The 17,926-nt window shown below is 65.8% G+C and carries 17 protein-coding genes; 8 read left to right on the top strand and 9 right to left on the bottom strand.

Annotated elements, in window-relative coordinates; genetic code table 11:
- Nucleotides 1–9: 9 nt before the first annotated feature.
- On the bottom strand, nt 10–645 hold the full coding sequence (locus LV28_RS28825) for a hypothetical protein (RefSeq protein WP_038618628.1): 636 nt from the start codon (nt 643–645) through the stop codon (nt 10–12).
- Between the two features lie 610 nt (nt 646–1,255).
- On the opposite strand from LV28_RS28825, the gene LV28_RS28820 reads away from it, so the two are divergent.
- From LV28_RS28820 to LV28_RS28810, 3 genes are all read left to right on the top strand, one after another.
- Nucleotides 1,256–1,732, top strand: coding sequence for a nitrate reductase associated protein (locus LV28_RS28820; protein WP_023872185.1), 477 nt, complete (start codon nt 1,256–1,258; stop codon nt 1,730–1,732).
- Nucleotides 1,733–2,285: 553 nt separating this feature from the next.
- Complete coding sequence (gene kdgD, locus LV28_RS28815; protein WP_023594456.1) at nt 2,286–3,197, top strand: 5-dehydro-4-deoxyglucarate dehydratase; 912 nt, start codon at nt 2,286–2,288, stop codon at nt 3,195–3,197.
- 11 nt (nt 3,198–3,208) lie between these two features.
- Nucleotides 3,209–4,783 (top strand): aldehyde dehydrogenase (NADP(+)), encoded by a 1,575-nt coding sequence (locus tag LV28_RS28810; protein WP_038618631.1) that lies wholly within the window; start codon nt 3,209–3,211, stop codon nt 4,781–4,783.
- Nucleotides 4,784–4,989: 206 nt separating this feature from the next.
- Here the strand turns inward: LV28_RS28810 and LV28_RS28805 are convergent, their stop codons facing one another.
- From LV28_RS28805 to LV28_RS28775, 7 genes are all read right to left on the bottom strand, one after another.
- A complete protein-coding gene (locus LV28_RS28805) occupies nt 4,990–5,982 on the bottom strand; it encodes an anti-sigma factor family protein (protein WP_048806437.1) in 993 nt (330 codons plus the stop codon).
- Entirely contained in the window at nt 5,982–6,572 is a 591-nt protein-coding gene (locus LV28_RS28800) for an RNA polymerase sigma factor (protein ID WP_038618634.1), read from the bottom strand. The genes LV28_RS28805 and LV28_RS28800 overlap by 1 nt, the downstream gene beginning before the upstream one ends.
- A 198-nt stretch (nt 6,573–6,770) precedes the next feature.
- Nucleotides 6,771–7,163 (bottom strand): COG4315 family predicted lipoprotein, encoded by a 393-nt coding sequence (locus LV28_RS28795; RefSeq protein WP_023594452.1) that lies wholly within the window; start codon nt 7,161–7,163, stop codon nt 6,771–6,773.
- Between the two features lie 168 nt (nt 7,164–7,331).
- On the bottom strand, nt 7,332–8,174 hold the full coding sequence (locus LV28_RS28790) for an ABC transporter permease (RefSeq protein WP_255315228.1): 843 nt from the start codon (nt 8,172–8,174) through the stop codon (nt 7,332–7,334).
- 110 nt (nt 8,175–8,284) lie between these two features.
- The gene (locus LV28_RS28785; RefSeq protein ID WP_023872190.1) at nt 8,285–9,178 is read right to left on the bottom strand and encodes an ABC transporter permease; all 894 of its coding nucleotides are present in this window, start codon (nt 9,176–9,178) and stop codon (nt 8,285–8,287) included.
- Nucleotides 9,175–10,257: an ABC transporter ATP-binding protein gene (locus LV28_RS28780; protein WP_023594449.1), complete on the bottom strand. Its 1,083-nt coding sequence runs from the start codon at nt 10,255–10,257 to the stop codon at nt 9,175–9,177. Before LV28_RS28780 ends, LV28_RS28785 begins: the two co-directional genes overlap by 4 nt.
- Before the next feature lie 21 nt (nt 10,258–10,278).
- Nucleotides 10,279–11,382 (bottom strand): extracellular solute-binding protein, encoded by a 1,104-nt coding sequence (locus LV28_RS28775; protein WP_223272247.1) that lies wholly within the window; start codon nt 11,380–11,382, stop codon nt 10,279–10,281.
- Between the two features lie 381 nt (nt 11,383–11,763).
- On the opposite strand from LV28_RS28775, the gene LV28_RS28770 reads away from it, so the two are divergent.
- From LV28_RS28770 to LV28_RS28760, 3 genes are all read left to right on the top strand, one after another.
- Nucleotides 11,764–13,038, top strand: coding sequence for a glucarate dehydratase family protein (locus tag LV28_RS28770; protein ID WP_038618640.1), 1,275 nt, complete (start codon nt 11,764–11,766; stop codon nt 13,036–13,038).
- Nucleotides 13,039–13,102: 64 nt separating this feature from the next.
- Nucleotides 13,103–14,275 (top strand): porin, encoded by a 1,173-nt coding sequence (locus LV28_RS28765; RefSeq protein ID WP_023872191.1) that lies wholly within the window; start codon nt 13,103–13,105, stop codon nt 14,273–14,275.
- Between the two features lie 235 nt (nt 14,276–14,510).
- Nucleotides 14,511–15,257: a FadR/GntR family transcriptional regulator gene (locus LV28_RS28760; RefSeq protein ID WP_024788599.1), complete on the top strand. Its 747-nt coding sequence runs from the start codon at nt 14,511–14,513 to the stop codon at nt 15,255–15,257.
- 202 nt (nt 15,258–15,459) lie between these two features.
- Here the strand turns inward: LV28_RS28760 and LV28_RS28750 are convergent, their stop codons facing one another.
- Nucleotides 15,460–16,353, bottom strand: a complete 894-nt coding sequence (locus LV28_RS28750) for a LysR substrate-binding domain-containing protein (RefSeq protein ID WP_038618646.1) — start codon at nt 16,351–16,353, stop codon at nt 15,460–15,462.
- A gap of 144 nt (nt 16,354–16,497) precedes the next feature.
- On the opposite strand from LV28_RS28750, the gene LV28_RS28745 reads away from it, so the two are divergent.
- Together LV28_RS28745 and LV28_RS28740 are read left to right on the top strand one after the other, a co-directional pair.
- Entirely contained in the window at nt 16,498–17,049 is a 552-nt protein-coding gene (locus LV28_RS28745) for a hypothetical protein (RefSeq protein WP_023594442.1), read from the top strand.
- 11 nt (nt 17,050–17,060) lie between these two features.
- Nucleotides 17,061–17,903, top strand: a complete 843-nt coding sequence (locus LV28_RS28740) for an MBL fold metallo-hydrolase (RefSeq protein WP_038621535.1) — start codon at nt 17,061–17,063, stop codon at nt 17,901–17,903.
- Nucleotides 17,904–17,926 lie beyond the last annotated feature (23 nt).

Below are 17,926 nucleotides of genomic sequence, written 5' to 3'. Positions count from 1 at the left end.
TGAAATCGATCAGGGCGTGCGTGGTGTCGAACGCCCCGCTGTCGAGAAACGTTCGCGCGGCGGGACCGCATCGCAGCAGGCCCGCCGCGAGCATCGTGGCCTGCCCGCGCTGCTCGCGATACTGCCGCAGCAACAGCGGTCGCAACGCCATGTCGGTGCAGCGCTCGACCGCAATGCGATTGTGGACGTCCGCCCCGCGGCGCGATGATAGAGCTGCGCAAGAAATGCCAGCACCTGGATCTCACTCGACTCGCCCGCGAGAAAGCGAGTCCAGAACGGCGCGGCGAAAATGCCGCGCACCCAGGCGTCGCAGATCTCGCCGAAGGCCGTCACGGTGCCGTCGCGCGTCGCGGGCAGCGCCTGCACCAGCCCTTCGTCGACGAGCGTCGCCAGCCAGGTGCCCGGCGCCGGCGCGTGCGTGAGGAGTACGCCATGCCGAAGGCGTTCGAGCCATGTCATGGTATCGGCGGGCGCGCCGTGCAGCGTACAGCACACCTCGTCCGACGCGACGCTCAGCGCCTGAACGTCGCCCGAGGCGCTGGCCCAACGCGCATGGGGCGAAGCGATCATCCAGACCGCGTCGTGGCCCGCCTCGGGCACGTCGCGCCGGGCCGGCGTTCCACCACTCTCGGGAACGGCGCTCATCGGACGATCGCCCCGAGCAGGGTCAATCCTTCGGATGCCGTACGACGCACCACCTCCACCCGGAACGCCCGAATGCCGTCCTCGTCCATCGCGGGGGCGGCGCCATGCGTTCGGCGCCATGACGCGCCGCTGCCCTCCCTCCAGCGCCGGAAGCCCGCGCGGGACCGTCAGGCATTCGTTCCCGCCGCGCCGCCTTCGCGGGCGAGGAAGGGGGGAGCACAACGGGCAAAAAGGGAAATGGCATCGGCGACGATTTGGACGACATGGCGGCTCCTGTCGAAACGCGGAAAAACACAGAATGCCCACCTTAGGAAGCGCTGGCAGCTTTCGGAAAGAACCCAGACTCTAGGATCTTTCACATGTCATGCCGTCACTCGCCCCGCGCGCGCGCCACATTCACCGCCCATCAAGGCTTTCCGCCATTCCGCTTCACGCATATCGAGCCACGCCCAGGTTCCCCGTCAAAATAAAATTTGAGATTTTTCCCATGCATGCGAGTCGATTTTCGGAAGACGCCGCGGCGCCATTCACACGCAGCGCGGTCGACGCGCCACGCCGCGCGAGTACAATCGTTCGCACGCCATACGTCGCCACACGGGGAGTGCCAGCCATGCATCTTTATCAGCGTTTGCCGATCTTCGTTTTCGAGATCGAAGCGTGCGAGAACTTGAAGTACATCACGATGGCGATCCGCTTCAATCTGGATCGCAACGGCCTGCATCTTTCGCTGGCCGACTGGCAGCGCCTGCCGCAGGAAGCGCGCAATACGCTGGCGTCGTGCGTGCCCGGCGACGATGACTTCGCGGCGCGGCTGGCGGAAATCGCCCGCGACCATCTCGGACAGGCGGTCGAACGCTGCGAGGATGCCGCGTCCACCGCATGGCAGGATACGAACGCCTTGCCCCCGGGGCTGCTCAGGCAATGCGAGATGGCCGACTTGCTGCCACCCGACGTCGGCGACTGGGCTACGCTCACGCCGTTTCGTCGCTATGTACTCACGAAGCTGTCGCGCCGCGACACGCTCAATCACTGCTTCGTGCCTGCCATGCTCGAGTTCGGGCTGGCACAAACCCAGGCCGGGATCTAAGCGCCCACGGCACGCCAGGTTGGGACGCGCACCTCGGCCAGGCCCCAAGGCGGGCCGCGCGGCGGTGCGCCAGCGGGAGAGTCACGCCACCCGATGGCATCCCTGATGGCGTTTCGCCCTCCCCAGCCTACCCGTCCTTCCCGTCCTTCCCGTCCTTCCCGTCCTTCCCGCCTTTCCCGTCCGATGCGTCTGATGCGGCCGATGCGTCGTGCACTGCGCCGTCGCCGATCCGTGTGCGCGGTCGTGTTGCCCGGTTTCGACCGGGGGTCGGTTGTCGTTGATGTTGGCTCAACCGAGCATCACTTATGCGTCATCATACATCCAAGGTTGGGCCGGTCCCATATGCTGCAACGGTTCCGACAGGATCAGGGCAAACGCCTATAAAACCTCCATCACTGTTGTTTCCGGGTTTATCCCACTGCCGTTCGACACCGCCCCCTCTTGTCCGGCGTCATCACATGTTATACGATGACATATAACTAAGCGCCGAGCGCTGGTTGAGCGCCATCTTTCTTCATCGAATCCGGCCTTGTTGCCGACAGGAACTCTTGAAATGACCGCACCTCAAGAACTCAAGCAGATCGTCTCCGACGGCTTGTTGTCTTTCCCCGTGACCGACTTCGACGCCCACGGCGACTTCGATGCCCGTGGCTACGCCGCGCGCCTGGAGTGGCTCTCGCCGTTCGGCGCAACGGCGCTCTTCGCGGCGGGCGGCACGGGCGAATTCTTCTCGCTCACCCCGCAGGACTACAGCGCCGTGATCAAGACGGCGGTCGATACCTGCGCGGGCAAGGTGCCGATCCTGGCCGGTGCGGGTGGACCGACGCGCATGGCGATCGCCTATGCGCAGGAAGCCGAGCGCCTCGGCGCCAAGGGGGTGCTGCTCATGCCGCACTACCTCACCGAGGCGAGCCTCGACGGCATTGCCGCTCACGTCGAACAGGTCTGCCGGTCGGTGAACATCGGCGTGATCGTCTACAACCGCGCCAATTCGAAACTGGGCGCCGACGAGCTGGAGCGCCTGGCCGACGCCTGCCCCAACCTGATCGGCTTCAAGGACGGTGTGGGCGACATTGAGCGCATGGTGCAGATCCGTCGCCGCATGGGCGAGCGCTTCTCGTATCTCGGCGGCCTGCCCACGGCGGAAGTCTATGCCGCGGCCTACCGCGCGCTGGGCGTTCCGGTGTATTCCTCGGCCGTGTTCAACTTCATTCCGAAAACGGCCATGGCGTTCTACCGCGCCGTGTGCGAGAACGATCAGGCCACCATGGGCCGCCTGCTCGACACGTTCTTCCTGCCCTACCTGGAAATCCGTAATCGCTGCCCGGGCTACGCGGTGAGTATCGTCAAGGCAGGAGCGAAGCTCGTCGGCCATGACGCCGGTCCGGTGCGCGCGCCGCTGACCGACCTGTTGCCGCAGGAAGTCGAAGCCCTCGACGCACTCATCAAGCAAGTCGAAGGCTAAGGAGCACAGGCATGCAGATCACTGGAGAGATGTTGATCGGTCGCGCCGACGTGCGCGGCAGTGCGGGCACGCTCGAAGCATTCGACCCGGCGCGCGGCGAGCGACTCGCCCCCGCGTTCGGCGCGGGAACCGTGCAGGACGTCGAGCGCGCGTGCGAACTGGCCCGCGAAGCGTTCGATCCGTTCCGCACCCTGCCGCTCGAGCGACGCGCGCAATTTCTCGAGGCCGTGGCGCAGGCGATTCTCGATCTGGGCGACGCGCTCATCGAACGCGCGCATGCCGAGACCGGTCTGCCTGTTGCACGCCTGCGAGGCGAGCGTGGCCGCACGGTCGGCCAGTTGCGTCTGTTTGCGCGCGTGGTGCGCGACGGACACTTCCTCGATGCCACCGTCGATCCCGCCCAACCGGCGCGCGAACCGATGCCGCGCAGCGACCTGCGGCTGGCGAAGATCGGCCTCGGCCCCGTCGCGGTGTTCGGCGCAAGCAACTTCCCGCTCGCGTTTTCCGTGGCCGGCGGCGATACGGCGTCGGCATTCGCGGCGGGCTGCCCCGTCGTGGTCAAGGCGCACTCGGCCCACCTCGGCACGTCGGAACTCGTGGCGCGCGCCGTACGCTCGGCCGTGCAGCAGCTCGATCTTCCGGAAGGCGTGTTCTCGCTGCTCGTCGGCGAAAGGGCCGTGGGCGAGGCGCTGGTCGCGCACCCGGCGATCGCGGCCGTGGGATTCACCGGATCGCGCACGGGCGGGCTCGCACTGCAACGCATCGCGCAAGCGCGTGCGGTGCCGATTCCCGTTTATGCCGAGATGAGCAGCATCAACCCCGTGTACTTGCTTCCGGAAGCCCTGGCCGCGCGCACGGACGCCATCGCCCGGGGCTTCGTGGACTCGCTCACGATGGGCGTCGGTCAGTTCTGCACCAATCCCGGATTGGTGCTGGCGATGTCGGGTGCGTCGCTCGAGCGATTTTGCGCCGTCGCGACCGAAGCCCTCGGCGCGAAGGCCGCCGGCACCATGCTCACACCGGGCATTCACCGGGCGTACGACACCGGCGTGGCGCGGCTGTCCGGCGAATCCGAGGTGACGCTGCTCGCGAAGGGCCAGACGGGCGGCGCGTGCCAGGGACAAGCGGCGCTGTTCCGCACCACGGCGGCGGCATTTCTGGCGACGCCGGCACTGCACGACGAAGTCTTCGGGCCGGCCTCGGTGATCATCGCCTGCGACACCGTCGACGAAATGATCGCCATCACGGAACGTCTGGAAGGCCAACTTACCGCCACGCTGCAACTCGATGCCGGCGACACCGCCATCGCGCGCCGCCTGTTGCCGGGGTTGGAGCGTCGCGCCGGACGCATTCTCGCCAACGGCTTCCCCACGGGCGTGGAAGTCTGTCATGCCATGGTGCACGGCGGCCCCTTCCCCGCCACGTCGAACGCGATGTTCACCTCAGTCGGCGCGTCGGCCATCGACCGCTTCCTGCGTCCAGTGTGCTATCAGGATCTACCTGACGCCTTACTGCCCGACGCCCTCAAGGAAGGCAATCCGCTCGGCTTGTGGCGCCTTCGCGACGGCGTACGCTCGCAGGCGTGACCGCGCGGCCCCGACAGGGGCCGGCGTCGCAGCACCGGCCGCAGCGCAAAACGCCCTCGATTCGAGGGCGTTTTGCATCAAGTGGCGCGGTTCGACGCCGTCAGCGAGTCCCGTGCGCCGACAACGCGTATCGCACTCGCGGGCTGAACGCTCCCCCTTGACGTCACCCGTTGAATTCGCGCATCGGCATCGATCAAAGATACGGTTTACGAGGACGCCTGCGACCGGGTCCCGTCGGTGCCATCGGGCGGCAGCGCCAGACCGTACAACGGCGCCACGGCCCCTTCGGCGAGCGCCTTTGCCACCGCCTTCAGATCGACCGAACTGCCCGGCGCGCCGATGAGCGCGTAACCGAGCTTGCCCTTGCGCCACGTCACCACGCCCATGCCGTCGATCGTCTGCTCGGCCACGCCCTGATCCGCACGCCCGTCACGCACCACGCACAAGGCGATCGGATCGCCGACGTGCGGCAGATAGACCATCTGCACCAGCGCCCGATCCTGCCAGCGAAGGCGCTGCACGCGCTTGAACGAGAGCCCCTGCGCGGTCAGGTCGGGCACGCGGATGTCGAGGCTGTCGCTCTGGCGGATGTCTCGCACCGTCTGCTCGACATCGCGCGCCTCCACCGGCAAGTCGGCAACGGTGTCGCGCACGTACAGCTGCTGATAGTCGGCCGCCGCACGCACCCATGTCACGCCCTGCGGCGATTTCGGCGGTGCGTCAACGGCGGCCGTGGTCATCGGACCGGCACCGGCATTTTCGCCAGGTCGCGACAGCACGCCGGAGACGATCGGCAACGCGACCACGGTGGCCGCCACGCCGGCCGCAAACGCAGCGCCCAACCACCACGCGCGTACCCGCCGGCCCCCTCGAGGCTCGTTGGCCGCGGGCGTTCGCCGCGTGTCATCGTGCTTTCCGCTCGCGGGCAGCTCGCTCGCCGCCTCCGTCCGGGCCGCGGACGTCTGGCGCTGCGCATGCTCACGCAACAACGCGTCGAGCCCGGCGCTCAGCCGTTCCGGCACCGGCGGCATCACTTGCGCCGCGAACGTCGCCCGATATGGCAGGCGCGACGCGCGCAGCGACGCCACCACGTCAGCGAGCACCGGAGACGCCGCGATGGCCGCCTCCACGTCGGCTCGCGCTTCGGCGGACAGCGCTTCGTCGACGTACGCGAGCAGGCGGATATCGTCTTCGTTCATCACGCGTCCTCCTCTCGTGCACCGAATGTCGGGCCGGAACTGCGGGAACTGCCGGAAGCGCCGGCATCGGGGGCATGGCGGCCATGTTCCCCGGATTGGCGGAATTGCTCGCCGATGGCGCGGCGTGCGCGAGAGAGCCGGCTCATCACGGTGCCGACGGGCACGTCGAGCACCAGCGCCGCCTCGTGGTAAGACATGCCTTCCACGGCAACGAGCAGCATCACGAGCCGCTGCGCCTCAGGCAGCCTGTCGACAGCGCCGAACACCTGGCGATAGCTCGCGAGGTCCTCGGGCGTGGAGGCGTGCAGATCGGGGACGGTCTCGACGTCGGCGTCCTCCCAGGCGAGACTGCCGCGCGAGCGCACACGGCGTGCGCGGATCTCGTTGATCCACGTGGTGTGCACGATGCGATACATCCAGCTCAGGGCCGAGGTACCCGGCTGCCATTGATGCGTGCGCTCGAGGGCATGCACGCAGGCGCGTTGCACGAGATCTTCCGCGTCGTGGCGGTCGCCCGAAATGCGCAACGCGAACGCCCAGAGGCGTGGCAGCAAATCCGGTAGCAGGCTCGGCAAATCCTGGGCGGTCATCGGCGCATGTCCTGACGGAGGAGGCGCGGCGGCAAGCCGGCGCGAAGCATCGTCAGCGCGCATCGCCAACGCCTGCCGCGAAATTATATCGAGCCGGCGCGGCGCTGCACTGCGCCGCATGGCATCGATGGCCGCCCACACCGCCCTCACGTTCCCACTCCACGCCGCACGGGCGCCATGCGCCCGCTCGCTGGCGCCTCAGGGCTTGACGACGTGCCACACGTCCTTGAAGCCGTCCCCCTTCATCTCGCCGGGCGCGGTGTCCTTGCTGAACAAGTAAACGGGCTTGCCCTTATAGGCCCACTGCTTCGTGCCGTCGTCGCGCGTGACGATGGTGTAGTCGCCCTCGGCCTTCGCGCCGGCGGGTGCCATCACCGGCGGCCAGGCCTCGGCGCACGGGCCGTTGCAGGCGCTCTTGCCACTGCCTGCCACATCCTTGTCGAAGGTGTAGACAGTGTGGTTCTTGCCGTCGACCAGCATGCCGCTCATTGCCTTGAGCGGGGCCTCGGCGTGGGCCGCGACGGCCCCGAGAAGGCCGGCGGCGGCCACAAGCGCGGACAGGACGGCGGACATCGATTGACGTTGGTTCATGGCATTGGCTCCTTGGATGAATGTCGATGACGACACTCTCAGAACGCCTGCCGCGCACGTGTTATTCCCCGCGTCGGTCGATATTTTTCTGCTGCGACGCAACATACCGACCGAACGCAATGCCGTTGTCCGGGCACCACTGCCCGGACAAGCCCGGCCTTGCTGCGATCACTCGCCCTTGGGCGCCTCCTTGACCCGGCTGACGAGCTGCGTCGGGCTTACGAACTGCAACGCTATCAGCACCCACAGCAGCGTGATGGCCATGTAGATCATCGCCATTGCGTCAATGGACTGTGGCGCACGCACCCCGGTCGAGAACACCGCGTAGTACAGCGCGACCACGAGCGTCTGCGTGTCCGGCCCCGCGGTAAAGAACGTTAGTTCGAACATGCCGATCGTGCGCACCAGCACCAGCAGTCCGGCCGCGAGAATGCCGGGCACCAGCAACGGCAACAACACGTGACGGAAATACTTGAAAGTGTTGGCGCCGAAGATGCGCGCCGCCGCTTCGAGATTCGGGTCGATCTGCTCGATGAACGGCGTCATCACGAGAATCACGAACGGCAGCGATGGCACGAGGTTCGCCAGGATCACACCGGTCAGCGTGCCACCCAGTCCGACCTTGTAGAGCACCGTTGCCATCGGGATGCCGTACGTGACCGGCGGGACCATCAGCGGCAACAGGAAGACCAGCATCGCGAGCTTCTTGCCGGGGAACTGCGCACGCGCGAGCGCGTACGCCGCAGGCACGCCCAGTGCGATCGACAACAGCACCACGGCACCCACGACCTCGACGGTCACCCACAGCACGTCCGCCAACTGGAAGTCCCGCCACGCCTGCGCGTACCAATGCAGCGTGAAACCCTCGGGCAGCGGCGTGCCGAACCAACGGGTGGCGAGCGAGTTCATCGTCACGGTCGCGATCATCAGCCCCACGTTGACCAGGAAGAAGATCATCGCGCCCCACACCAGCATGCGCCACAGACGCGATCCCGGCCCTTCGCGGCGCATCTTATGCCGCGACGCGGGCACCGCGGCGGCCGGGCTCACGGAAGAAGGGGTCGTCATGAAGTCTCCATTCTGCGCGGCCAGCGTACCGGCCAAAGGCTTTTTCGTCGCGTTCATCCCTTGCCTCCCGTGGTCGGACCGCTGTAGAACGCCCGGCGCGCGCCGAGCATGCCTGCCACGATCAGCAACTGCACGAAGCCCATCACGATTGCCACGCACGACGCGAGCGAATAGTCATAACTTTCGAACGCCGCCTCGTAGGCTGCGATCGACACCACGCGCGTGGCGCCTGCGGGCACCCCGAGCAGCACGGCCGACGGGAACACCGAAAACGCCTGCACGAACGACAGGCATGCCGCCATCGTCAGCCCCGGCACGAGCAACGGCAGATAGATCAGGCGGAACTGCTGCCAGGGTCCGGCGCCGAGCGTGCCGGCCGCGCGCGCAAGCGTGGGGTCGATGCCCGTCACGTACGACAGGATCAGCAGGAATGCAAACGGAAATCCCGAAATCACCAGCGAGATCAGCACGCCCCAGTAGTTGTGCGTGAGACGAACCTCGTCGTGATACAAGCCCAGGGCGTGCAACGCCTGCGGGAACCAGCCATTGGGCCCGTAGTAAGTCAGCATGCCGTCGGCGATGAGCACGGTGCCGAGCGTGACCGGCACCACCAGCAACATCGTCACGAACTTCGACGCCCGCGTGCTCTTGCGAAGCGCGAAGGCCGCCGGCACCGACGCCCCCACGTTGATCAGCGTCGCGGGCACCGCGAGCTTGAGCGTGATGAGCACCGTCGGCCACAGCGTCGGTTCGCTGAAGAACTTCAGATAGTTCGCAAACACGCCACCGCCGTCCATCGGCTGGAACGACAGGAACAGGCCGTAGGCGAACGGGTACACGAACATCGCCACCAGGCATACGAGCGCGGGCGCGACCAGCCAGCCACGGCCGTCGAAGCGTGGGGCCGGCGTCATCGAGACGCCGGCAGAGGGTGCCACGGTACTCATGCGCGTTCCCCTGCGTAGACGAGCGTGCGTTCGGCCGGCACGCACAGCGGTACGCGCTCACCGACCGCGTAGTCGCCGGGCAGGCGTGCATAGAGCTGGCCGAACGGCGACGCCACGCGCAACAGCGAATCGCGACCGCCGTACTCGACCGTCTCGACCACCGCCTCGAAGGCGTTGTCGTTGGCCGCCGGAGCGCGCTCGAAGTCGTCCGGACGGATCGCCACGCTGACCTTGCCTCCGGTGCCCGGCGGTTCCATGAGCACGCCGTCGAACGACGCGTCGCCGCACGACACGCGCGCGTGATCGCCCTGTGCCGAGGTGATCGACACGTCGAGCACGTTGCGATAGCCCATGAAGCGCGCCACATGCAGATTGCGCGGGCGCGCGTACACATCGCGCGGCGCGCCGATCTGCTGGACCACGCCTTCCTTCATCACCACGATACGATCGGCCATCGACAGCGCTTCGTCCTGATCGTGCGTGACGTAGATCGTGGCCCGGTCCAGCTTGCCGTGAATGCGGCGGATCTCGGCACGCATCTCGATGCGCAGCTTGGCGTCAAGGTTCGAGAGCGGCTCGTCCATCAACACCACCGGCGGCTCGATCACGATGGCGCGGGCGATCGCCACGCGCTGCTGCTGTCCGCCCGAGAGCTGGCCGGGCAACTTGCGCTCATGGCCGACGAGCTGCACGAGCTGCAAGGCTTCGCGCGAGCGCGCTTCGATCTCGGCGCGCGGCACGCCGCGCATGCGCAGGCCGAAGCCGACGTTATCGAGCACGCTCATGTGCGGAAACAGCGCGTAGTTCTGAAAGACCATGCCGAAGCCGCGCTTCTCGCTGGGCAGCACGTCGATACGCTCGTCGTCGAGCCAGATCGCGCCGCCCGTGAGCGGCGTCAATCCGGCAATGCAGTTGAGCGCGGTCGACTTGCCGCAGCCCGACGGCCCGAGCAAGGCGATGAACTCGCCGCGCTCGATGGTCAGGTCCAGGCCGTTCAGGGCAGCCACGGACTGCCCCTCGGCGTTGGTGAAACTGCGCGCGACGCTATCGAGACGCAGATGTTGAAAGTTGTGCTTCATTGACGACTCCGATCGCTCCGATCACTTCGATTTCAGTGCACCGATCTCGGCATCCCACTTCTGGAACGCCGCGACCATCGCCGTCGCGTCGAGCGGCACGGCGTGCGGGTAGTCGGCAATGAGCTTCGCGTACTCCGGACGGCCGTACTTCGCGATCACTTCCTGGCTCTTCGCCGGGGCGGCCGAGAGCGGCACGTCCTTCACCGCAGGACCCGGATAGAAGTAGCCATCGTCATACGTCAGCGCCTGCTGGGCCGGTTCGAGCATGAAGTTGATGAGCTTGAGAATGACCTCCATCTTCTCTTTCGACACGCCCTTCGGAACCACCATGTAGTGCGCGTCGTTGACCCACGTGAGCTTGTCGAATGCCTGCACCCGGAAGCTCGCCGGCACGATACCCAGCGCGCGCGGATTGATGTCCCAGCCCGTGACGGTCAGCGTCATGTCGCGGCTGCCCTCGCCCAGTTCCTTCATCACCGCCGAGGTGCCGCCCGGATAGTACGGAATGCACGAATCGAGCTCCTTCAGGAACGCCCAGGTCTTGTCCCAGCCCTTGATCGGATCGTGCGGGTCCTTGTCACCGAGCAGATACGGCAGCCCCATCAGGAACGTGCGCCCCGGGCCCGAATTGGCCGGGCGCGCGTATATCAGCTTGCCCGGGTTCGCCTTGCACCAGGCCAGCAGTTCGGCGGGCGTCTTCGGCGGCTGCGTCACCTTCGCCGGGTTGTACTCCACGAGCGGACCGGCGGGCATGAAAGTCACCGTCAGTCCGTACCCCTTCGAGAGATCCTGCATCGCGCGCACATTGGGCGGGTACTTGTCGAGCACGCCCGGCAGCTTCGCGCTGTAGTCGGGCAGCAGGCGCTGCCAGAGGTTCTGCTGTATCCCCGCGGCCAGCGCATCGGTGCCCGTGAGCACGATGTCGATATCGGCGCGACCGGCCGCCTGCATGGCCTTGATCTTGCCCGGCAACTGCGGCGCGGGCGCATTGGTAAACGTCATCCTGGAAACGAGATCCGGATACTTGTCGCGGAACGCCTCGAAGCCCTTTTGCGTGAGCGCGAGGTTGCCCGCCACATCCACGATGTTCAGCGCGACCGGCGCGGCGGTCGCGGTACCCGCCATGCTCCCCAATGCGGCGGCACATGCCAGTGCGCCAAGCGTGCGTTGCCAGAATCCCCTGCGACTGAAGGCCATGCTGTCTCCTCTTTGCGTTGAATTTCTCGTAAGTCATCATATGACTGAGGTCGCGAATTTGCAATCGGAAGACATGCCGAATCGCCTCAGAGATTTCCCTAACAGGGCGAGACAACCCCGATAATTCAGGCGTTTATCAGCGATCTCAACGAAGTTTCATGCCCTCGATCAGGGATATTACTGATAGAGGAATGATCGGCCGCTCACTAAATTACGGCCAGTCATACGATGACGTAAAAGCTACGTCGCAACCCTAAGACGACACCTCACCATGGCTCCGCGGCCGGTGGGGTCCGAGGACACGCCGCAGTGAAAATCCAACGCATCACGATCACCCCGATCGCTTTTCGCGATCCGCCGCTGCTCAACGCGGCGGGCATTCACGAGCCGTACGCGCTTCGCTCCATCATCGAAATCGAGACCGACAACGGGCATGTCGGATTGGGCGAAACCTATGGCGACGCGCCGATGCTGGCGCTGCTCGAGAACGCTCGCGAGAGCCTGATCGGCATGGACCCGTTCAACACCAACGGCCTGCGCGAGCGGGTCGCGGCAGTGGTTCGCCAGGGTGTGCGCGGCGAGCGCGTGGAGTACGAACTCGCGCCTGGCACCGATCCGCGCAAGGACGCCGAGAAGCTTTACTCCGCCTTCGAGGTCCCCTTTCTCGATTTGCAGGCACGTCACCTTGGTGTTCCGCTGGTCGAACTGCTCGGTGGCGCCGTGCGCGACGAGGTGCAATACAGCGCCTATCTGTTCTTCAAGTACGCGCAGCACATCGACGCGCCTTATGCGTCCGATCCGTGGGGCGAGACGCTGAACGCCGAACAACTCGTCGCGCAGGCGCGCACGATGATCGACACCTACGGTTTCGGCAGCATCAAGCTCAAGGCCGGCGTACTCGAACCCGCCGAGGAAGTGAAATGCCTCAAGGCGCTCAAGCGCGCCTTCCCCGACAAGCCGTTGCGCATCGACCCGAACGGCAACTGGTCGCTCGCCACCGCGATTGCGATGGGGCGTGAACTCGCGGGCGACCTCGAGTATTACGAAGACCCGACCCCGACACTCGAGGGCATGGCGCAGCTGCATCGCGAGACCGGCATGCCGCTCGCCACGAACATGGTCGTGACCGATCTGCGCCAGTTCCGCGAGAACGTCCGCCTGAACGGCGCGCAGATCATTCTCTCCGACCACCACTACTGGGGCGGTCTGCGCGACACGCAGACGCTGGCGCGGATGTGCGAGACGTTCGACCTCGGCCTGTCGATGCACTCCAACTCGCATCTCGGCATCAGCCTGATGGCCATGACCCACCTGGCCGCGAGCGTGCCGCGCCTGTCCTACGCCTGCGACACCCACTACCCATGGCAGGCCCCCGACGAGGAGGTCGTGCGCGGCGGAAAGATCGCCATTCGCAACGGCGCGGTCGCCCTCACGCGGGCGCCCGGGCTCGGCCTCGAAATCGACCCGGACCAGTTGGCCAGGCTGCACGAGCAGTACCTGCGCTGCGGCTTGCGCACGCGCAACGACGCGGTCCAGATGCGCAAGTACCGCCCCGACTGGAGCGGCAAGGCACCCCGTTTTTAGTACCGGTAGCACGCATCAGCGATTCACAGGAAGTCAACGAAAACACATCAGAAGAGGAGAAGTCGTGAGACATTCGAAACGGTTTGCCGGGCTGGTATGGGCCGGTCTCGCTGTCGGCGCCATGCCGGCATTCGCGCAGTCGAACGTGACGCTCTACGGGATCGTCGACGACGCATTGACGTACAGCAGCAACCAGAACGGCAGTTCCAACACGTATCTGCGCAACGGCAACCTCGCGGGCAGCCGCTGGGGCTTGCGTGGCACGGAAGATCTCGGCGGGGGCACCAAGGCGCTGTTCCAGCTGGAAAACGGGTTCGACGTCAATAACGGCACAATGAGTTCGTCGGGCGTGATGTTCAACCGCCAGGCGTTCGTCGGCCTGAAGAACGACCGGGTCGGCACGGTGACGATCGGCCGTCAGTACTCGCCGTACTACCTGATGGTCGGCACCATTGGCCCGACGTCTTACGTGACGGGCGCGACCGGTGCCCACCCGGGCGATATCGACGGCCTGGACACGACGATTCGCATCAACAACTCCGTCACGTACACCTCGCCGCTGCTCTGGGGGGTGACCGCGAGCGTGCAATACGGCTTCGGCGGACAGGCCGGCGCCATGAGCAAGGGCAACACATTCTCCGGCGCGCTGCGTTACGACGGCGGCCCCCTGTCGCTGGCGGCCGGGTACCTGCGCCTGAACAACATCGGTGGCGGCACCACGTGGAACAGCGCGTCGACAGGCGTGCCGGGCACGTCGGCCGTCAATCAGGGCTACGTCACCGCCGACTCGTTGCAGCACATCGCGGTGGCCGGCATCTATACGATCGGCAGCGTGACGCTGGGCGCCACCTACAGCAACGTGCAGTACAAGCCGGGCGCGGCGTCGCTCTTCCACGACACGGCGATCTTCAACACGGCGGGCGTGCATGCGTCGTGGACGGCGTCGCCGCAGTGGCGCCTGGCGGCGGCGTACAGCTACACGGCCGCGTCCAAGGCGAATGGCATCACCGATTCGGCGACCTATCACCAGATCTCGCTCGCACAGGTCTATTCGCTCTCGAAGCGCACGTCGCTGTACGCGCTCGAGGCGTGGCAACACGCGAACGGCAAGTCGCTCGCGGCAAACGCCACGAGCATCATCAACGCCGGCCCGGTGGTTGGCGATTCGCAGAACAGCACGCCGTCGGCCACGAGTTCGCAGTTCGTCGGCATGCTGGGGGTACGCGTCGATTTCTGACGCGCCAGGGTGTTCGCAATACGATCCGGGCGGCGCCGTGCGCGTGCCGCCCGGATCGATCCGAAGGGTCGCGAGAAGTCGCACGAGGCAGCATTTTCGACCGCCGACGCCTGATGTGGACTGGGCCGTGGCGTTGGCGGTCGATTCTTATCGGTTGTCGTATGTATGCGACGGTCGATGAGGTAAACTGGGAGCGTTTTTTTACGCTCTCCACATTCGAACCGACGCCATGTCCATGTCCAGCTCGTTGCCCGCTCGCCCTCGCCGCAAGTCCCGCAGCCTCACCGAAGAGGTCGTGAGCGCCTTGTCCGAGCAGATTCGCAGCGGCACGTTCCGCCCGGGCGACAAGCTGCCGACCGAGTCGGCCATCATGGAAAGTCTGGGCGTGAGCCGCACCGTGGTACGCGAGGCCATCTCGCGACTGCAGGCAGCGCAGCTGGTCGAGACGCGTCACGGCATCGGCACCTTCGTGCTCGAGGCGCCGCGCGAGAACGCGCTTCAGGTCGATACCAACAGCATTCTCACCATGCTCGACGTGATGGCGATCCTGGAGCTGCGCATCTCGCTCGAGACGGAGGCCGCCGGGCTGGCCGCCAACCGTCGCACGGACACGCAACTCAAGCTGATGCGCCAGGCGCTCGACGACTTCGAAATGCATGTGCGCCAGCGCACGGGCAATGCCGTGACCGCCGACGTGGCATTTCACCTGCAAGTTGCCAACGCCACCGGCAACCGCTACTTCCACGACATTCTGGAGCAACTCGGCAACACGATCATTCCGCGCACGCGGGTGAATTCCGCCGCGCTGGCCGACGACGACCAGGTGTCGTACCTGAATCGCGTGAACCGCGAGCACGAAGACATCTACAACGCCATTGCGCGACGCGACCCGGAAGCGGCGCGCGCGGCAATGCGCACGCACCTCACAAACAGCCGCGAGCGTCTGCGTCGCGCTCAGGAATCCGCAGCCTCACCGAGTTGAGCCCGCGTGGCGCGAACGCGGCGAGTCCGTACGGATCGCTGCGAATCGCGCGGTGGTACCCTGCATCCATCTCGGCCGCTCCGGCCATGTCGATGCCGGCCATCGACGTCTTCATTTCGCCCAGCGACGGCATCGCCACGCGATTCGGGCCGATTAGGCCGTCATCTTCGATGTCCGCTGCGACACGCGCCGAGGGTCGCGATCAGGGCGTCAGATGACTGGCCTCGTCGAGCAACCATCTGGCGAACGCCTGCATCGGTGACGCGCTCAACTCGATGGGGTCGGGCAGCACCAGACAGAAGCGCTTGGTGACCGCGCGGCTGTCCGGCCACGGCGTGACCAGGCGGCCTTGCTCCACTTCCGCGGCAATGTACAGACGTGGCACCAGCGCCACGCCAAGACCGGCAATGGCGGCTTCGATCAGCATGGAGTGAAGATCGAACCGCGCGCCCACCGCCGGGTTGGACAGGGCGATGCCGAACTCCTGCGCGTAGCGTTGCCAGGCATCCGGATTCTGACGTCGGTGCAGGCGAGGCAGTGCGTTGAGCGAGACGTGCTTGCCGGCGCCGGCGAGCAGCGCCGGACTGCACACCGGCACCAGCACTTCTTCCATCAACGCATGCACATGCATGCCCGCCCATGCCGGGTGCTCGAAATGGATCGCCGCGTCGAAGCCGCTTCCCGCCAGAAGAAACGGCTCGATGCGTTCGGCGATGTGCACCGTGATGTTCGGATGCTTGTCGTGAAAGTGCTTCAACCGGGGAATCAGCCAGCGGATCGCGAACGTCGGGCTTGCCGCCACGTCGAGGCTGGCACCCTCGCTGGGCTGCCCCATCAGGTAAAGACTGTCGCGCTCGAGCCGGTCGAGAATCTCGCGCACCTGCCCGGCGTAGCGAGCGCCATTGGGCGCGAGCCGCACGCGGTTGCCGATGCGCTCGAACAACGTGACGCCCAGGAACGCCTCCAGCCGCCCGATCTGGCGGCTGACCGCGCCCTCCGTACGCGACAACTCTTCGGCAGCGCGCGCGAAGCTGCCATGCCGGGCCGCCGCCTCGAAGGCCTGAAGCGCGGAATTGCTCGGAATCTTTCGGCTCATGAATGTCTCGCGGGTACAGGGTGGGTCGCCTTCAGCTTGAGCAAATGTCACTGAAGCCTGAGCATTATTCGATTTATTGACGGAAATCTGGAGCCTAGCATTACGTTACCGCAATGAACACGCGTTATCCGCGCCAACCCGTCAATGATCTACACCGTCGAATGCAGCTTCGCCGACCCCACTTGCGAAGCCGAATGGAACGACTTCTACAGTCTCGAGAAACTGCCGGCGCTCATTGGCGTGTCGGGATTTCACACATCGCAGCGCTTCAAGGCGATCAGTGACGGATGCCCGACTTATCTCGCGCTTCACACCGTGCACGGAATCGACGTGCTGCACGGCGAGGAGTATCGACGCAAAGGCGGCGGCAATTTCGCGAAGTGGCAGCCGCACATCACCGATTGGCACCGCAATCTGTACGGCGGCATCGGGCCGGCGCCGGCCGTGCAAGTCGACGAATGCCTCGCGCTCGACGCGCGCGGCCCCGAGCACCTGCATGCCGTGGGATTGGAACCATTGGCCATGCGCGCCGTGGCACTCGAGAAATCTCCGGCGCTACGTTGGCTCGCCGTACTGCCGCGGACAATGGCGCAAGCACTGCAGCGCGCCGGTCGGATCGCGAATGGCGTCTGTCTTTATGCACCGATGACGAAGCAGCTCACACACGCCGACGCGCTCGCGCGTCGCCAACGATGAACGGATCCGATATGTCGAATAGCGCCATTTTCCCCACACAACACGTCGGGGACTTCACGATCACTGCCATCAGCGACGGCTATCTCACCGCAAGTCTCGATCTTCTTTCGAACATCGACGCGCAAGACGCGTCCAGAATGCAGCGCGCCGCGGGACAGACGGAACCCGGCGCGATCCACATCAATAGCTACGTCGTGCGCGGCGCGGGCCGCACGCTGCTCATCGATGCCGGCGCCGGCGGCATCCGGCAATGGGGTGGGCGCCTGGTGGCGAATCTCAGGCGCGCCGGCGTCCAGCCGGACAGCATCGATACGGTACTGCTCACCCACGCCCATCCGGACCATGTCGGCGGACTGGTGGACAGCGAAGGGCACGCGGCCTTCGGGAACGCGTCGCTCGTGGTGCATCGCAAGGAAATCGCATTCTGGCAGGACGACGCGAATCTCAACCGGGCCAACGAGCGCGCACGCGGGAATTTTCTGATCGCACGCACGGCGTTCGACGTATATCGCGACCGGCTTTGCCTCTTCGACGACGGCGAGGTGGCGCCCGGTATTCACGCGATGCCATTGCCGGGACATACCGAAGGGCACACGGGCTATGTGGTCGAATCGGGCGACGAGGGCCTGCTGGTCTGGGGCGACGTGGTGCACTTCCCGCACATCCAGATTCAGCGCCCCGAGGTTTCCATCGCCTTCGATCAGGACGCATCGCTGGCCGCCGTCACTCGTTCACGCCTGTTGGATCGTGTGAGCGCCGAACGCCTGCGCATCGCCGGGATGCATCTCGGCGAACTCGGGTTCGCGCGGATTGGTCGGGTCAATGGGGGATTCGATTTGCAGTACGAAGCATAGTCGCGCCCTCGGGGCGACGTTCT

This window comes from Pandoraea pnomenusa (assembly GCF_000767615.3).
Classification (GTDB): domain Bacteria; phylum Pseudomonadota; class Gammaproteobacteria; order Burkholderiales; family Burkholderiaceae; genus Pandoraea; species Pandoraea pnomenusa.
Note: the sequence above shows the minus strand (reverse complement) of the source record. Positions and strands in the feature narration are given on the sequence as shown.